We start from the raw sequence: 15,576 nt of genomic DNA on the forward strand, positions 1-15,576 counted from the left end.
TGATGAAGCAGAAGTCAAAGGCATACGTCAACTTACTACTCGTTGTTGCATTCTGGGGACTGACCTTTCCAGTTCAGAAGAACATACTGGAAGGGCTTTCCCCGGTTTTCTATAATGCTCTTCGCTTTTCATTTGCTCTCTTGCTACTCATCCCCATAAGGAAGAAGCTGGGAATAAGGCTTTCGAGAAGAAGCTTCACTCAGGGACTGATTCTCGGGCTCTTTCTTTCGGGCGGTTATGTGTTTCAAACCTGGGGACTTGTTCACACCACAGCATCGAAAAGCGCCTTTATTACCGCTCTCTACGTTGGGCTTGTAGCGATAATCGGCCCGTTTGTGGAAAAGCGTATTCCCAACAGGTATCAGATTCTTGCGCTCGCTGTGTCTCTCGTTGGACTCTACTTTTTGACGACGCCGGAAGCCGGTTTCAACTTTGGCGACTTGCTCACAACCCTTTGTGCAATCTCCTTTGCTCTGCATGTAGTATTCATCTCGTATTTCACAGAAAGAGAAGACTCAGGAGAGATGGAGCTGCTGGTCCCTCAGATTGTGGTGGTCATTATCGTTAATCTGGTTCTCATTCCTTTTGTCGATGGCGGGGTACGGGTAAGCGGATCTATAGTCACTGTCGCTCTCTTCTCGGCGGTATTCGCTACTATCTTCGCCGTGGCAGTACAGCTGAGATTCCAGAGATTTCTCGGATCAGTCGGCGCATCACTTATCTATGTTGGCGAACCGGCATTTGCTTTGTTCTTCGCGATGATAATACTGAGAGAGATTCCGGGTAAAATGGAGGTAATAGGGTTGCTGCTTATGACGGCAGGTATGATATTCGGAGGGACTTCGTCGTACATGTTGAGAGATAGAGGAGTGAAGAAGTGAAGGGAAGGATTTTAGCTGTAGAAGATGATGTACATATTGCGAAACTGCTCCGCATGGAGTTAAGCCACGAGGGGTATGAAATAGAAGTCTTGGGTGATGGGAAGGAAGCACTGAAGTATCTTGAGAAGGAACTTCCTGATCTTCTGATTCTCGACGTCATGCTTCCGGGAATCGACGGCTTCTCGGTACTCGAAGAGATCAGGGAGTATGTTTCGACCGACCTACCCGTAATAATGCTTACTGCAAGAGGCGAAGTGAAGGACCGTGTACGCGGCCTGAAGAGCGGCGCAGACGACTACTTGCCTAAACCGTTTGCTATTGAGGAGCTTCTAGCTAGAATCGAAGCTATTCTCCGGAGAAAGGGAAAAGGGGAAAGAATAAGCTACCATGAGATTACCCTTGACCTTCAGTCGCGAGAAGCCACCCTAGGAGGGGAAGAACTTCAGTTGAGCAAAACTGAGTTCGATCTTCTGGCTGTCTTGCTGTCAAATGCCGGAATTGTCATGTCGAAAGATAGATTGCTTGAAAAGGTCTGGGGAAGCGAGGACTGGGGTAATCCAAACGTTGTTGAAGTTTATATCAATTACCTTCGCAAGAAATTGGGAAAGAGCGGCGGAATAATCAAGACGGTAAGGGGATCTGGCTACGTTGTCAGATAAGCAGAAGCTTTCGACTGCGACGCAGGTAGCCATCTACTCGGTAGTACTTGTTGTCTTCATACTATGTGTCTCCGCCCTGTTCGTGTACGGAGTTTCGGAAAATGTTTTCATACGCAATTACTCTGCAGAGATGCGGAGGATCTTCATGGATTCTCCTATGGGTAAGGGTTACAGATTTGGGATGGGCAGAATGTCAATCGGCAGAGGAACTACTGAATTCTATGTAAGAGTCGACAACACTGTGGTCCAGAATCCTACAGAGCTAGCTTCTGTGCCGGATGTAGATGGATACGTCCGTACAAGATTGGAGGGAAGCTCTTATCTTCTTTACGGTTTTTGGAACGGCGATGAGAAGGTTATCCTAGGCGCGAGAATGGATGACCTGGATTTCTTCCTCGAGAGTCTGTCGACTACTCTTCTTCTATCGCTGTTCGTTGGAATAGTACTTTCGGTAATTGGCGGATTCCTTCTTGGAAGTAGAGTTTCCAAACCGCTTAAGGAAACCTCGCGCCTGCTGAAAGAGATAACTCTGGACGACCTTTCAAGGAGGCTCGAGAGTGATCCAAAAACCTCCGAACTCGCCGAAATGAAAGAGGATCTCAACAGAGCCTTAGACAGAATTCAGGACGGATACAGCAGGCAGGAACAGTTTTCCTCAGACATCGCACATGAAATTCGTTCTCCTCTCACCGCTATCCTCGGCTTCTCGAGACTGATTCAGCGCTGGGGATCTCAAGATCCCGAAGTTGTAAAAGAAGCTGCTGACAGTATTTACGATACTGCCGCCAAAATGATGACTATCACCGAGTCCTTGCTATTCCTCTCGCGACCCAGCATGGAAATCCAGGTAACGAGTTTCAATCTACGGGAGCTTATACATGAACTCATACTGGGAACTCCTTCATTCCAATCGGTCGAACTCAAGGTTGATGTTCCGAACATTGAAGTCGAAACGGACAAAGTCCTCCTTAAGATTGTTCTTAAAGTGCTCGTGGAGAATGCAGTGAAGTTCGGCGGCGATCACCCAATAGAGATCACATTCTCAGATGGTGCACTTAATGTTAGAGACTATGGAAAAGGGATAAATGAAGACGAATTAGACAAGGTGTTTGACAGGTTCTACAGAAGCGACACTTCAAGAGGTGGGGAAGGTCACGGGCTAGGTCTTTCGATTGCCAGCAAGATATGCAAAGTTCTAAGGCTCTCAATCAATGCAGAGAACTGTAAAGATGGAGGGGCAGTGTTCAGAGTGGAGGGGTTGAGATGAAGCTCATTATGTCAGCTATAGAACTCGTGATAATGTGGATCGTAATCCCCATTCTTCTTTTCGGCGGAGCGCCTTTTTCTTCACCAGTAGCGATTACCGTTATCGCATCAGTAATTATCGCAGGATCACTTCTTTTGTCCGTGTACTCTGCGCTGGTCGTCTTTTACTGGTCTGGAAGACTTCCAACCACTTCTTTTGGACCGGAAACTACAGTTCAGAGTGGTCCTTATAGATTTGTTCGCCATCCGTTTAACGCAGGTTTCATTCTCTTCCTTTTCGGCATGGGATTCCTCTGTGGCGATTACTGGAGAGTGCTATATGTCTCCGTAATCGGTGCATTGGCCGTTATTTACTCGTTGCTTCAAGAATACCTTACATCTAAGAGAGTAACTGGCTACAGCGAGTACAAAGAAAAACTTCCATTCATGATTCCCAAAGCTGGAAAGCAAATTCCCTTTGACAAATCAACATCTATCCCCTGGCAGTTCATTGTGGCTTCCTTCGTTGTGAAGCTGGTAATTCTTTTCATCTTGCCTTCTAAAGTGAAGAACACAAAAGTCTTGCGAGATAGAAGGCCATTTGTAATCGCATTGGCGCACCAAACGCATTTTGACGGCCCCTTGATTTTCTACTCCACGTGGCGTTACATTAGATTCGTCGCCACTGCAATCTATGTCGACAGATTGGGCTTGCTGGGTTGGCTGGCAGTAATTCCGGTAAGGCGATACGCCGTCGATACGTCTGCAATTCGACAGATGCTTTCCACCATAAGACAGGGAGTCCCTCTCGGAATTGCACCGGAGGCGGCAAGATCGTGGGATGGGAGGCCTCTTCATACAAAAAAGGAGATATGGAAACTCTTCAGGATGTTGAAAATACCCATAATCCCTGTGAAGTTCTTCGGAGTTCAGCGGCTTTGGCCAAGATGGTCGAAAACATTCTCTATTGGTACTTCGACTGTTGAATTTGGAAACCCCATTGAAGCAGATGATCCTCAACTTGAAGAGAAGGTCATGAACTTCTTGGGCAAAGAAGATCCCACCTTCAAACTGCCATACAGAAACTACAAGCACATAGAGAAGTTAATCTGGCGCTGCCCTAGTTGTGGAGCAATCGCATCAATTAAGAGCTTCAGATCGGGGTTCTCCTGTTCCTCTTGTGGAAAGAGCTGGACGAAACCAACTGTGAATGAAGTCATTCAGCTGCACGACAAGATAATGCCGGGAAACATGGGTCTTTCCTTCCCGATTGAAGATGAAGTAGTCTTTAACGGAAAGAGTGTGAAGGCAAAGATGTACGAAGACCATGCCATAATTGGCGACTACAGGCTTGACTATAACGTGATAAAAAACTCCAGTATAGAAAAAAGCATAGAGCCCGTCTTCGGAATCGGAAGCGAAATGGTAAGCTTCGTTTCAACAACCAGTGCTCTCAAGTGGCAAGAAATCGTTGACTTCCAGATTAAATTCAGGCTCAAGAGGGAGAACTACCACACCGATCTTTGGGGATAGCTCCCACGCGGCGTAGTACTGCTTTAACGTGGCAGCAGGTTGCTGTGTGCCAAGAAGGCGAAGAAGGAAACTTCAAGCCATGCTTAATTGAAGATGAGGGAGGGTCCCTCGAAGCCGCCATGCAGGTGGAGGCTTCAAACCACCGTAAGCTGCTGTGGTAAAGAGCCATGGTAGTGAACGTTACGGGAAAAGGCGGGACGGCGATCCCCTCAGGTGAGTACCAGAGGAGACGAATACAAGTGAACCACCGTGAACGTGTCGTAACAACCTTTAGTGTCATCTAAACCGGGGGGTGCTACTATCCCGGGATAAGTCTGGAGGAAACCTGCTTACTGTCCAGATGGTGACCGGCATACAGGTGGCGTGACCCTGGTACAGGCTTCGATTAGGAACTTGGGAACCTGGATCTGGATGTTAAGGGAAAAGCCGCAAGTGGAAGACCCACGAGGGTGAAAGTACCGATGCCAGATTCAGGGGCGGAACAGTCCGTAGTAGTGATGAAGCTCCTGTAATGGGAGTGGAGCGAAGGGACTGTGTTATCCAGTTTTGTAGGTTAGTCAACCAACTCTCTGCAGACAACCGAAAGGGAGGAACTGTGAACAGAGACAAGGAAGGAGCAAACAGACAAAATGAGGTCGTATGAAATCTCCTTTGCACAATGGACAATGGGGATAATCTATGCGGCTGGATAATGGGAGCCGGATGAATCGAGAGGTTCAAGTCCGGTTCTGAGAGAGCCTGGGGGTGAAATCCCCCCGGGCTACTCACCGATTGGAAAGAGCATAGGACTGGTTGACCGTTGAGAGGTTCTCCGTTCTCCGAATAAAAAACCTGCTATTCGTTCCAGAGCGAAGATCTGTTCTTCGTTCTTGGGCAAGGTGATGATTCAAGAGCGTTTGGACTCCAACCAGTCATGAAAAAACAGCACTCATCGGAAACTCTCTTCTGGTTCCTGGCTTTCATAACTGACAATTTGCAACTGATCTCCACAGCTTAAAGCGGTTTCTAGATGCGAGATCCCGATCAGTTTCATATCGGGATGACCAAAGAGGAGAATAGAGATGATGTCTCTGTTAACAGAGATCAGGGGGTCCTTGATTCTTAGCACGCAGCGGTTTTTCTTCGTCAGCAGAAGAGACTGTCATCCTGTGAATGGTTCTGCACAGGACCTCGCTCTTCAAAACTCGGTTCTGATGACCCGCTTCAATAACCCGCTCCTCCTAACCCGATTTACATAACCCGTTCCTAAAGGTGGTTCTTTGCCCGCGAAGCGGAACTGGCCACCGAAGGTGACTGGCCTCTGCCGGAGGCAGAGACTGGCCAGGCGGAGCCTGACTGGCTTTCTAATCGCCTCCTGCCAAATGCAGCATCACTTCTGCTCTTGCCAGACCCTAGACCCCACGACCCCAGACCCGGTTCTTCCGTTTACCTGTTAATTAGACAGCCTACTTCCATTTACTGAGATGTGCTTTTTTCTTTCTAGTTGAAGCCACAAGGTTGTAGTAAAATAGTACTGTTTCGAAACATTCTTTGGAATCCTGTATTATCTTCGGTAAAGCATTCTCACGGTCAGGGGGCAATCATTCGTCCGGCAGACAACAGTGCTGGCCAACCTAATTGGAGGTGGATCTATTGAACTGGAAGAGAAGAATTCCTGCAGTTGTCATCGTCCTGATTCTCGCTTTGTTACTCCCTGTAACGGTTTTCGCTAAAGTCACGGCTCATGAGCTTGTTGTTCTCGGGACAAACGATCTTCACGGTTACGTTATGCCTTTCGACTACCTGACCGTTCAGGAAGTCGAGGATTACGGAGCAGCAAAGACTTACACTCTTATCAAATGGGCAAGAGAGATCTATAGCAACACCCTGTTGATCGACACTGGCGATACTATTCAAGGAAGCGTTCTCGCAGAACGTGAAGCGAGAGTCGAACCCCTAAGTATGGGAGAAATCCCCTCGATAATTAGAGCAATGAATATCATGGGATATGATGCAGGAGCAATAGGAAATCACGAGTTCAATTTCGGTCTTGAGTATCTCGACCTCGCGATGGCAGCCGCTGATTATCCAATGCTTTCGGCAAACCTTTATAACGCCGATACTGAAGAATTAAGATACGATCCTTACGTAGTGCTTGACAGAGAAGTCGATGGCATACCGATAAAGATTGGAGTCATCGGTTTCTTGCCGCCCGAGATAATGATGTGGGATAGGGTTCTCCTGGAAGGAAGAGTCTATGTTGAACCGATTGCAGACGCCGCCGCCAAGTATATTCCTGAGCTAAGAGAAGAAGGCGTTGATCTTGTAATCGTTGCTCTCCATCAGGGAACCTCAGACGCTGAAGCTATACTCGAAAACGTCGAAGGAATAGATGCAATTATCATGGGTCACAGTCACGGGAGAATTGCCGAAAAAATCGATGGAGTCCCCGTTACCATGGCTGGCAGCTGGGGAAACTCCCTTGGTCTAATCCATTTCCAGCTTCTCAACAGAGACGGAAAATGGGAAGTCTTCTCCTCGTTCCCGCAGCTTTGGTACGTGGATGAAACGATAGAAGCCGCTTCCGAAATAGTTGAGGCTGTGAAGGAACAGCATGAGGCAACTATTGATTATGTTATGGCTCCTGTAGGAATTACAACAGTACCGATCACGGGATACTTCAGCAGAGTAATCGATAACGAAGTAACTCAGCTTGTCAACGAAGCCCAGCTGTGGTACGCGAGAGACTACTTCAAAGGCACTGAATTTGAAGGAATGCCTTTGCTTTCGGCCGCAGCGCCCTTCAGAACGAGCACCAATGTGGAAGCTGGCGACATAAGGATAATGAATGCGGCCGACATCTACATCTACTCGAACACTCTACACGTCGTGAGAGTGAACGGCATCGAACTCAAGGGTTGGCTGGAAAAGTGTGCCGAAAACTTCAACCAGATCGATCCAAGCAGTACTGAGGACCAGAACCTTCTGGCACGTTTCTCATCCTATAACTTCGACATTATCGAAGGAATCAATTATCAGATCGATGTTCGAAACCCTGTCGGCCAGAGGATTGTCGAGCTTACTTATGAAGGCGAAGAAATCGAAGATGATATGGAGTTCCTCGTCGTGACCAATAACTACCGCGCAGGTGGTGGCGGCTATCATCTAGTCGATGCCGACATCGTCCTCTCTTCAACAGTCGAGAATCGAAGCGTGATAATTGACTACATAATCGAGAAGGGTACTATTACCCCCTCACCTTCCTTCAACTGGTCTATAGTTCCATTTGAGACAGCAGGAAGAATCACATTCACATCCAGTGATGAAGCGGCCACTTTGGCGGAAGAACTTGGAATAAAGGGCATAAAGTACATCGGAGATCGACTCTTCGAAGTAGATCTCGTAGAGCTAGCAGAAAACGTTCCACAGACAGTCTCTAACTAGAATCACTTGCGTGAGCAAAACCGGAGGTAAATATGCCTCCGGTTTTTTGTCATTCACTTACATATTCTCGAAGCTAATATTGATGAGTAGACAGAGAATCCGCGCTTTCGCGGCCAACGCATGTTGAGCAAGACAAAATACTCTGTATGGGCATCCCTTCCATCTCGCACACCCAGTCCCGAGCAGATCGGTAGTTAGTGAGATTCGACATAGCGCTTTATTCGACATATCTGCTCCGCTCAATGAGACTTAAATGATCAGTCCGAAGGATCAGATTCCGCTTCCTTTGCAAATGAACTCGGATTATTCTTCATCCTATGATCCACCTTCTTAACTCGATTGACAATCCCACTCTTTGTACAGATTCACATCGTGCCAGGGAGGCGACAGGCAAATAGATCCTTTGCAGCGTCACAACTCGTGATTTTGAGCCCTTTTTCTGAGATCTCAATCCTGAGTTCGAAGAAGATAATCAGGCTTACCACTCTAGGGATATTTGAAATCCACGCAACGCATGAGTTCGGTAAATGGGACCATGATTCAAATCTACCCTTTTCTGTCACTAGATCGAATCTTCAGCATTGGGCTTGTCGATGCTGATGTTCGAGTTACTGGTTTTCATAGTTATGAGGAGGCCGTTGCCGCCATTGAGTGTCCCTCTCAAGCTAGTTGAACTCGAACTGATTACGCCTACGGTAAGCCCCTTCAAATTGACGGTTCCATTGGTTGTAGATGCGCTTATCTCTGCACGAATCGAGTCATCTAAAAAGATTCCTATACTTCCATTAGTTGACAGCAGTTCAAGAACACCGAGATCTGGAAGGATCGCGTCGCAGACAATCTTCGCGTTTGAGGTTTCAAAACTATTGCTATCACCGATAAGAGTGACCTCAGTGACTGTAATTGCTCCGTTCGTGGAATTCGCCGAAACACTGAGAGTTCCCCTTTCGATTGTTATCGGAGCATTACTTGTCTCAATAATGAGGGTTCCAGATATTCCCTTTCCTTCAAACGCACCGTTGGTGGATCTAAGTTCCATGACTCCGGCGCATTCCTCGACAAAAATGGGCGAAATAGAGGTTTCAAGTGTCATGCTTCCCGAGACGGAGATCAGCTCCAAACCTCCATTGCTGCTTCTGCCTCTTATTGAGGCATTAAGTGATTTGAAAACCATTGCGCCGTTGCTGGTATTCACTAAAATATCTTCCACCGTTTCCGACGGGATATTCATATAAATTGTTGTCGCCTGCCCCATGAATTCATTCGTTTGCGATAATCTGGGAACAATCACAGTGAGCTTACCATCTGCTGCGTTGATGTTCGGCCTAGTCTTTTCAAGATACTCTTCTTTGAGATTCTCGTCTGCAACCCTAATTGACTGTTCGACCCTGATTTCAACATAATCTCTATCCCAGCCCACTACTTCGACCTTTCCGTTAAGACCGTCGATTCCCAATGAGTTCGGCTTCTCGGTGATCGTCACCGAGAAGTCTTCGTTGAACTTCATTCCTGTGAATGACCTGCCAGAACCAAAACTGAATCCCATGATTTTGGGCCGGATTATCACTGCCGCACCTATCAAAAGGAGCCCTATTCCCAGCAGAAGTCCCGCAAGGGCCAGCCCTCTCTTTCTGTTGCTTTCTCTCATTTCATCACTCCCATTAGTACATCGCTGCCAATCAACTCTCGACAAAATACCACCAAACAAAAGAATTTTCAAGTCAAAAATCCTCTTTACGCACGGAATAGAATCAAAGACGTCCTCCGTCAGTCGTCCAAGAGCAAGAACCCGTTTGCTGAAAAGAGCGACCGAGAAAGTGCGTTACCGAGAGGTTCACTGCGCTCACAAGAAGGCGAGAGAAAAGCAAATCGGCGCACGCGGGGCAAGAGCCGCTTTTCGCTGATCGCTGAACGCTGGGACGAGGATAAAAGACGTCCTTGGTCCTTCCCAAGTTCATGGACCCGTCCTTCGACAGGGTCAAAGGACAGATCCCGGGAGGACCACAGAGTAAATCGTCTCCTTTTTGCCACACTCCAAACTCCAGACACGAGACACCCTAAAAACTCCGTCATGCCGCACCTTGATGCTGCATCTTGTTTTTGGTTATCAAGAGATGTTCGCATTTGGCGCGAGTACATGATTAGATCCAGAATAAAAGATCTACAAGATGACAGTGTAAGTCGTTCCTAAAGCAGCAGGCATTTCCTTGCCCGAAATCAGTGATTCAAGGGAACAAGAGAATTGAACGGTAATGGCACGTCTCTAAAATGGTCCGCAAAACGGTATTCGAATTTCTTGGTTCTCTACAGCCAACAATCTAATACTCAGTAAATCTAGTGGGCTCAAGAGACGGCTCGGCGTGCGTAGAGACATTGTAAGAGCATACAGTACTCAATCGTAGAAAAGAGAGTCTCAAATCCTGAGGATGACGAAATCCACTTAATGTGGCTTTGTAGCTTCTATTCACAAGAAATGTGAACTTCTTGGAAACCATCAAGCGCAATTGATGGCTGCTTATTATATGATTGCAATGAGGGAGCCCAACGAACCTTTGGATCATAAAGAACTATTCCCAATGATCATTCACTGTTCATCCGCTTTAGAACGTTAAAGGAGGAATTAAATGACTGAGAAGAAGTACTCGATTGAAGAACTTATGGAGAACGAGACCATTGCGTCATTCGCGGTATCACCCGATTCAAGAAGGATTCTTTACTCTTCTGACAAAACGGGCAACTACAACATCTTTGAACTAGATCAGGAGAAGGGAAAGCACAGACAGATAACATCACTCACCGAAAACGCATTGGTATCTCACGTCTACAAAGGTGGGAGCTTCATTTTTGCAATGGATAAGGGCGGCGATGAACTACATCATCTTTATCTAGGAACAGAAGAGAAAATCAAAGATCTGACCCCTTTCGAGAAGACCAAGTCAGGATTTCACGTCTCCGTTGGCAATAGTGTTTACTACTACTCTAACAAGATTGATAGAAGTAGATTCGATCTATATCGGTTTGAAAAGGCTGATCTAGCAGGTGAGCTGGTCTTCGAAAACAAAGACTTGTATGAACTGGGTCCAATTTCGGATAATGAAAGGTTTCTCGCTCTTCATAAGCCCGAGACTGCAAACAACTCGAATGTATATCTCCACGACTTGCTAAGCGGAGATACAACACTTCTGTCCCCCCATGAAGGAGAAGCTAATTTCATACCTCTCTTCTTCTCAAAAGATTCGATGAAGCTTTACTGTCTATCGGACATTGAAGGGGAATTCATGACGCTTTGGATAACGGATATTGAAAGCAAAGAGCGTGAAGAGATCCTTGCCTTTAGTTGGGACATAATCGACGGGAGAATATCGGAAGACGGGAGAAGTGCTGTGCTTATAGTTAATAGAGACGGTTTTTCCGAACTTCACATAATCGATACAAAAGACAATACCCCTAAGATGTCTCCCGTTGAGACGGGTGGTGTAGTATACGATCAATACTTCAGCAAGGATAGCCGCTTCCTGTACTATCTTTGTGACTCAGCAACCTCCTCTCCTAATATCTTCATGATAGACCTCAATACAAAGGAGACAGAGCAGCTTACTGATTCTATGAGCGAAGAAGTGAACAGTAATGACCTCTCTGAAGCAAAGGTACTCCGCTTTATTTCATACGACGGTCTCCAAGTGCCTGGGATTTTCTATCCGCCCAGAAATGTTCTGCCGAACGAGAAAGCGCCTGCGATTGTATGGGTTCACGGAGGACCGGGAGGTCAGTCTCTGCCAAGATACAGTCCTGAGATCCAGTTCATTGCAAATCATGGATATGCTATCTATGCAGTCAATAACAGAGGGAGCTCCGGCTACGGAAAGAGCTTCTTCAAAGCCGCAGATCACAAACACGGAGAAGCGGATCTGGATGATTGCGTAGCCGCCGCCAAGTATTTGGCCACCCTTGATTTCATCGACAAAGAAAGAATAGGAATAAACGGTGGAAGTTACGGTGGATTCATGGTTCTTGCGGCACTTGCTTTCAGGCCAAAGGAGTTCAAGGTTGGTACAGATTTTTTCGGTGTCTCGAACTGGGTGAGAACTCTCAAAGAAGTGCCAGCTTGGTGGAAGATCGCTAAAGATCTCCTTTACGGGAAAATCGGAAACCCATTCACCGAGGAAGAATACCTCAAGAGCATTTCCCCTCTCTTTCACGCCGACAAAATAGAGAGGCCTCTTCTAGTGCTTCAAGGAGTAAATGATCCAAGGGTACTTAAGATAGAATCTGATGAGATAGTTGAGCGACTAAAAGAGCATGGGGTTCCGGTTGAGTATGTAGTGTTCGATGATGAGGGCCATGGATTTAAGAAGAAGGCAAATAGGATAAGAGGTGCAAATGCGATGCTCGCCTTTCTTGACAAATACTTGCGCTAGAGACATTCAGTTACTGGTATTGGTGAGGGAGAGGAGTGGATTCAATCTGAGAAGACGAGAACTCAGCATATCGTGACGATAAGCAGAAGCTTTGTCGAGAGTTTCATCCTTTCATACCGTTTGATAGGAAGAGACGTAACAAGAGCTGTTCGTCGCTGATCAGTCGTTCCCCAATATGGTCAAAAAAACGATAAAGGAGTCCCTAATCAACTATTGCCGAAAAGGCCGTTCTTTAGATAGCCTGGCACAGCATTGACTTGATCTACTGATGTTTTTTCGAATTGTGCAGGTTGTGCTTCAAAGAACTGCTGTTTGCTGACACTGAACTTCCGGGGACGGAGAGATCTTCGATCCTTCAGGTTATAAGTAAGACTGTCAGCGGAAAAAAACAAGGGTGCGAGAAGCATCCTCAGTTTGGCACAAGAATCTGTAAGTTGGAATCGTGAGAATAATCAATTGCTCCTTGAGTTCATTGTCCAGCTTCTTTCTTAAGAAGCTGCGGGGCAGAATTCGTAATCCTTCTATTGAATTAGTTCGTCTGAGCCCAATGGAAACAAGGCCGTTTAATGAATTAATAGAAAGCCAATTCTTCCTCTTGTTGAAATACTTGTAGAAATTCGATCTTATGTCTTTCTCGACTAAGAGTACGGCCTCTGTCGATCTACAGAAAATGCTTAACTGCGAATCGGCATTGCATCCAAGCACGGTCTTCCCCAGCTCTGAATTATTCTGTCTTCCAGCTTGATTCAAAATCTTGTTCTTATGTTCCTACATGGCAACCTGTAATCTCAAGTCTTCCGGGCCTTATTGGTACTCTAAATGGTGAGTTTAGAGCGCCAATATCAGTCCGCCCTCTCCAGCATATGTGGCAATCGCAGGACCCATCTTTCCGATTATGACTTCGGAATCTCGGACACGTTTCCTAATTTCCGAAGCGAAGAACTCAGCGTCTTTGAGATTATCCACGTGAGTTATGCCGAAAATCTTCTTCCCGGTCTTTGAGGAAGCTTCTATTAACTCAATTATCGCTTCTCTAAATCTCCTGCTTCCTCTTACCTTCTTAAGGAGCTTAACTTCGCCATTTATACCGTGCAGGATAATCTTCATGTTCAATATGTTAACCAGGCTACCCTGGAATTTGCTAAGACGGCCGCCTTTGACAATATTCTCCACTGTCGCGAGAGGGATGATAATCTTCACGTTTTCTCGGTACTCCTCCAGCGCTTCGACTATTTCGTCCAGTTCAGCGCCCGGTTCAGCCATTCTAGCGGCTATCAGCACCTGGATGCCATGGGAGATCGAACCTGCAAGAGAATCGAATACGATCGCCTTGCCTCCGCTCATTTCGGCGCCGAGGATCGCTGATTGATAGGCACCGCTGAGTTTTGATGAAATAGTAATGCAAAGTGGAGTTTCACCCTTCTTCTGAATATCCTCAAAGATCTCAGCAAAATCGGCCGGCGAAGGCTGAGAAGTCTTTGGAAGTTCCCGGGATTTGCCCATTAATCGCCAGAATTCCTCTGGAGTGATGTCGATATCTTCCTTGAAAGTCATATCATCAACGAAAATGTTGAGAGAGGCAAAGGGAATACCATACTTCTTCAACGTTTCAACCGGCAGATCACATGAGCTGTCCGTCACTATCCTGACCACCGTATCCCTCCTCTGTGTTCATATAATAAGATTATATGTCATTACGAGTCCAGAGCAATGTTTGGGCAGAAAGTCGTTTAATACTTGAAACCATTTTGGTGGAAAATTGTCTCTAAAAACTACCGAATATCTAATTCCAAAAGAAAAGGGCGGATTGTCCGCCCTATTGAATCCCATTCGCTGGCCAGTCTATCTGCCAGATGCAATCTCGTTGAACCTTTCGACATCGAGTATTTCTGGAGTATAGCTACCTGCGAGTCTCTCATACTGCCTGAGGAATGCCCTGAGGTGGTTCTCAGAACCTCTAAGCAGATTCTCGTATACCGTCGCAGTCCTCGAGTCGATGTCTCCCTCAAGCAATTCTTCCAAGTCCTTAATATCTATCTCTTCTATCAGAAGACCAACTTTTACCGCATCCAGAAGAGACTTACTTCCACTCTCGATGAGTTCATCATAAAGCTCCTGAAGCGTCGCATTGGTGAAGACTCCAACCTCATTTTCGCCCACGGGATCTACCATGCCAAAATCACCGATCAGAGAAAGAACTGCTTCTGTATGAGTCTGTTCGCTTCTAGCTATGTTACTGAAGACATTCAATCCCCATATTTCATAGAGTACGGTATAGACGTCGTGAGCTAGTTTTTCTTCTTCTCTCATGAAAGCAATTCCATCTTCCTCAGTCATTAAGCTGCTGGCCAGTGTCATTGAACTGAAAATCAAAACTATCGCTATTGCATATAATACTCTCTTCATTATTTTCTACCTCCGTTTTTTGGATCTTGAATAGATGTTAACCTGTGTAACTTAAAATCTCCTGAGAATCTGGAGATCGCTCGAAGGTCAATCCTCTTGGCTTTATCTTCCCTTTTCACTCACAATCGAAGAGTTTCGCCTAACTGAATGAATATTCGTTGCAGAAATTCAGTAGTGTGTTGAGACCAGAGGTCATTGGAAATTACGAAGTTGCTCAGAGTTCTATAGCAGCCTTTCAGTCCACTATTATTCAAATACTCTTCTCGCGGCTTTCATTGCTATTGCTCTCGGTACTAACCTTGATCCGGAAGCGATTATTTTGTTGATCAACCCGCTTACCACGCTTCTCTTTCCTTTTTTAAATGCATCAAGTGCCTTTTTCACAACTTCTTCGGGGGACATGGACCCGGGCAGCTGCTTCCTTCCTCCCGAAGCTACATCGAAAAACTCTGTTCTAGTCGGCCCAGGAGATAGAACCATTACTTTGAAGCCTTTGGGTTGGAGTTCTTCGCTAACGGCTTCGCTGAAGCTAAGTACAAAGGCCTTTGTTGCAGCATAGACCGCCATTCCCGGTACAGGCAAATAGGCGGCAGTAGAAGCGACGTTTATAATTCCTCCGCCAATGCTGTTGCGCATGAGCGCATATTTCTTCGTCAAGAAGTAAAGAGCTCCGATATTCAGCTTGATCATCTGCATTTCTCTATCCGCTTCAATATCCTCAAAGGAACCAATTAGTCCGAACCCTGCGTTGTTAATAAGAAGATCTACGTCTTTCAGAAGTTTCGAAACTTCGACCAGGTCGTTCTCATCCGTCAAATCACCTTTCAGCGGAATAGATCTAGCTCCTAGATCTCCCTCAATTTGATCGGAAATCGTCTGCAATCTTTCTATTCGTCTGGCTACAAGGATCGTTTCGTACCCACGCTTTGCAAGCTCATAGGAAAACACCTCGCCTATTCCCGATGACGCTCCGGTTATTAGTGCTCTTTTCAAAATGATCACCTCGGCTAA

At 46.2% G+C, this 15,576-nt stretch carries 10 protein-coding genes; 6 read left to right on the plus strand and 4 right to left on the minus strand.

Annotated elements, in window-relative coordinates; genetic code table 11:
- The first annotated feature begins 2 nt into the window (after window positions 1-2).
- The 5 genes from Q502_RS07185 to Q502_RS07205 all read left to right on the plus strand — a co-directional run bounded on the left by Q502_RS07185 (window position 3) and on the right by Q502_RS07205 (window position 7,741).
- Window positions 3-881 carry a DMT family transporter gene (locus Q502_RS07185; RefSeq protein ID WP_099829350.1) on the plus strand — a complete coding sequence of 293 codons (879 nt, stop codon included), beginning with the start codon at window positions 3-5 and terminating at the stop codon, window positions 879-881.
- Entirely contained in the window at window positions 878-1,540 is a 663-nt protein-coding gene (locus tag Q502_RS07190) for a response regulator transcription factor (RefSeq protein ID WP_099829346.1), read from the plus strand. Before Q502_RS07185 ends, Q502_RS07190 begins: the two co-directional genes overlap by 4 nt.
- A complete protein-coding gene (locus tag Q502_RS07195; RefSeq protein ID WP_099829347.1) occupies window positions 1,530-2,807 on the plus strand; it encodes a HAMP domain-containing sensor histidine kinase in 1,278 nt (425 codons plus the stop codon). Before Q502_RS07190 ends, Q502_RS07195 begins: the two co-directional genes overlap by 11 nt.
- Entirely contained in the window at window positions 2,804-4,318 is a 1,515-nt protein-coding gene (locus Q502_RS07200) for a 1-acyl-sn-glycerol-3-phosphate acyltransferase (protein WP_099829348.1), read from the plus strand. The genes Q502_RS07195 and Q502_RS07200 overlap by 4 nt, the downstream gene beginning before the upstream one ends.
- A 1,623-nt stretch (window positions 4,319-5,941) precedes the next feature.
- Window positions 5,942-7,741 carry a bifunctional 2',3'-cyclic-nucleotide 2'-phosphodiesterase/3'-nucleotidase gene (locus Q502_RS07205; RefSeq protein ID WP_243392205.1) on the plus strand — a complete coding sequence of 600 codons (1,800 nt, stop codon included), beginning with the start codon at window positions 5,942-5,944 and terminating at the stop codon, window positions 7,739-7,741.
- A gap of 562 nt (window positions 7,742-8,303) precedes the next feature.
- Here Q502_RS07205 and Q502_RS07210 read toward each other — a convergent pair.
- Window positions 8,304-9,461: a DUF4097 family beta strand repeat-containing protein gene (locus Q502_RS07210; protein ID WP_243392188.1), complete on the minus strand. Its 1,158-nt coding sequence runs from the start codon at window positions 9,459-9,461 to the stop codon at window positions 8,304-8,306.
- A 904-nt stretch (window positions 9,462-10,365) separates the two neighbouring features.
- Between Q502_RS07210 and Q502_RS07215 the strand changes: the two genes are divergently transcribed.
- Window positions 10,366-12,159, plus strand: a complete 1,794-nt coding sequence (locus tag Q502_RS07215; RefSeq protein ID WP_099828625.1) for a S9 family peptidase — start codon at window positions 10,366-10,368, stop codon at window positions 12,157-12,159.
- 828 nt (window positions 12,160-12,987) lie between these two features.
- Here the strand turns inward: Q502_RS07215 and Q502_RS07225 are convergent.
- From Q502_RS07225 to Q502_RS07235, 3 genes are all read right to left on the minus strand, one after another.
- Window positions 12,988-13,812, minus strand: a complete 825-nt coding sequence (locus Q502_RS07225; RefSeq protein ID WP_099828627.1) for a DegV family protein — start codon at window positions 13,810-13,812, stop codon at window positions 12,988-12,990.
- A gap of 189 nt (window positions 13,813-14,001) precedes the next feature.
- Window positions 14,002-14,565: a DUF2202 domain-containing protein gene (locus tag Q502_RS07230; protein WP_099828628.1), complete on the minus strand. Its 564-nt coding sequence runs from the start codon at window positions 14,563-14,565 to the stop codon at window positions 14,002-14,004.
- A gap of 246 nt (window positions 14,566-14,811) precedes the next feature.
- A complete protein-coding gene (locus tag Q502_RS07235) occupies window positions 14,812-15,567 on the minus strand; it encodes an SDR family oxidoreductase (RefSeq protein WP_243392189.1) in 756 nt (251 codons plus the stop codon).
- Between the last annotated feature and the right edge of the window lie 9 nt (window positions 15,568-15,576).

The sequence above is a fragment of the Mesotoga sp. Brook.08.YT.4.2.5.2. genome (genome assembly GCF_003351125.1).
In the GTDB taxonomy this organism is placed as follows: domain Bacteria; phylum Thermotogota; class Thermotogae; order Petrotogales; family Kosmotogaceae; genus Mesotoga.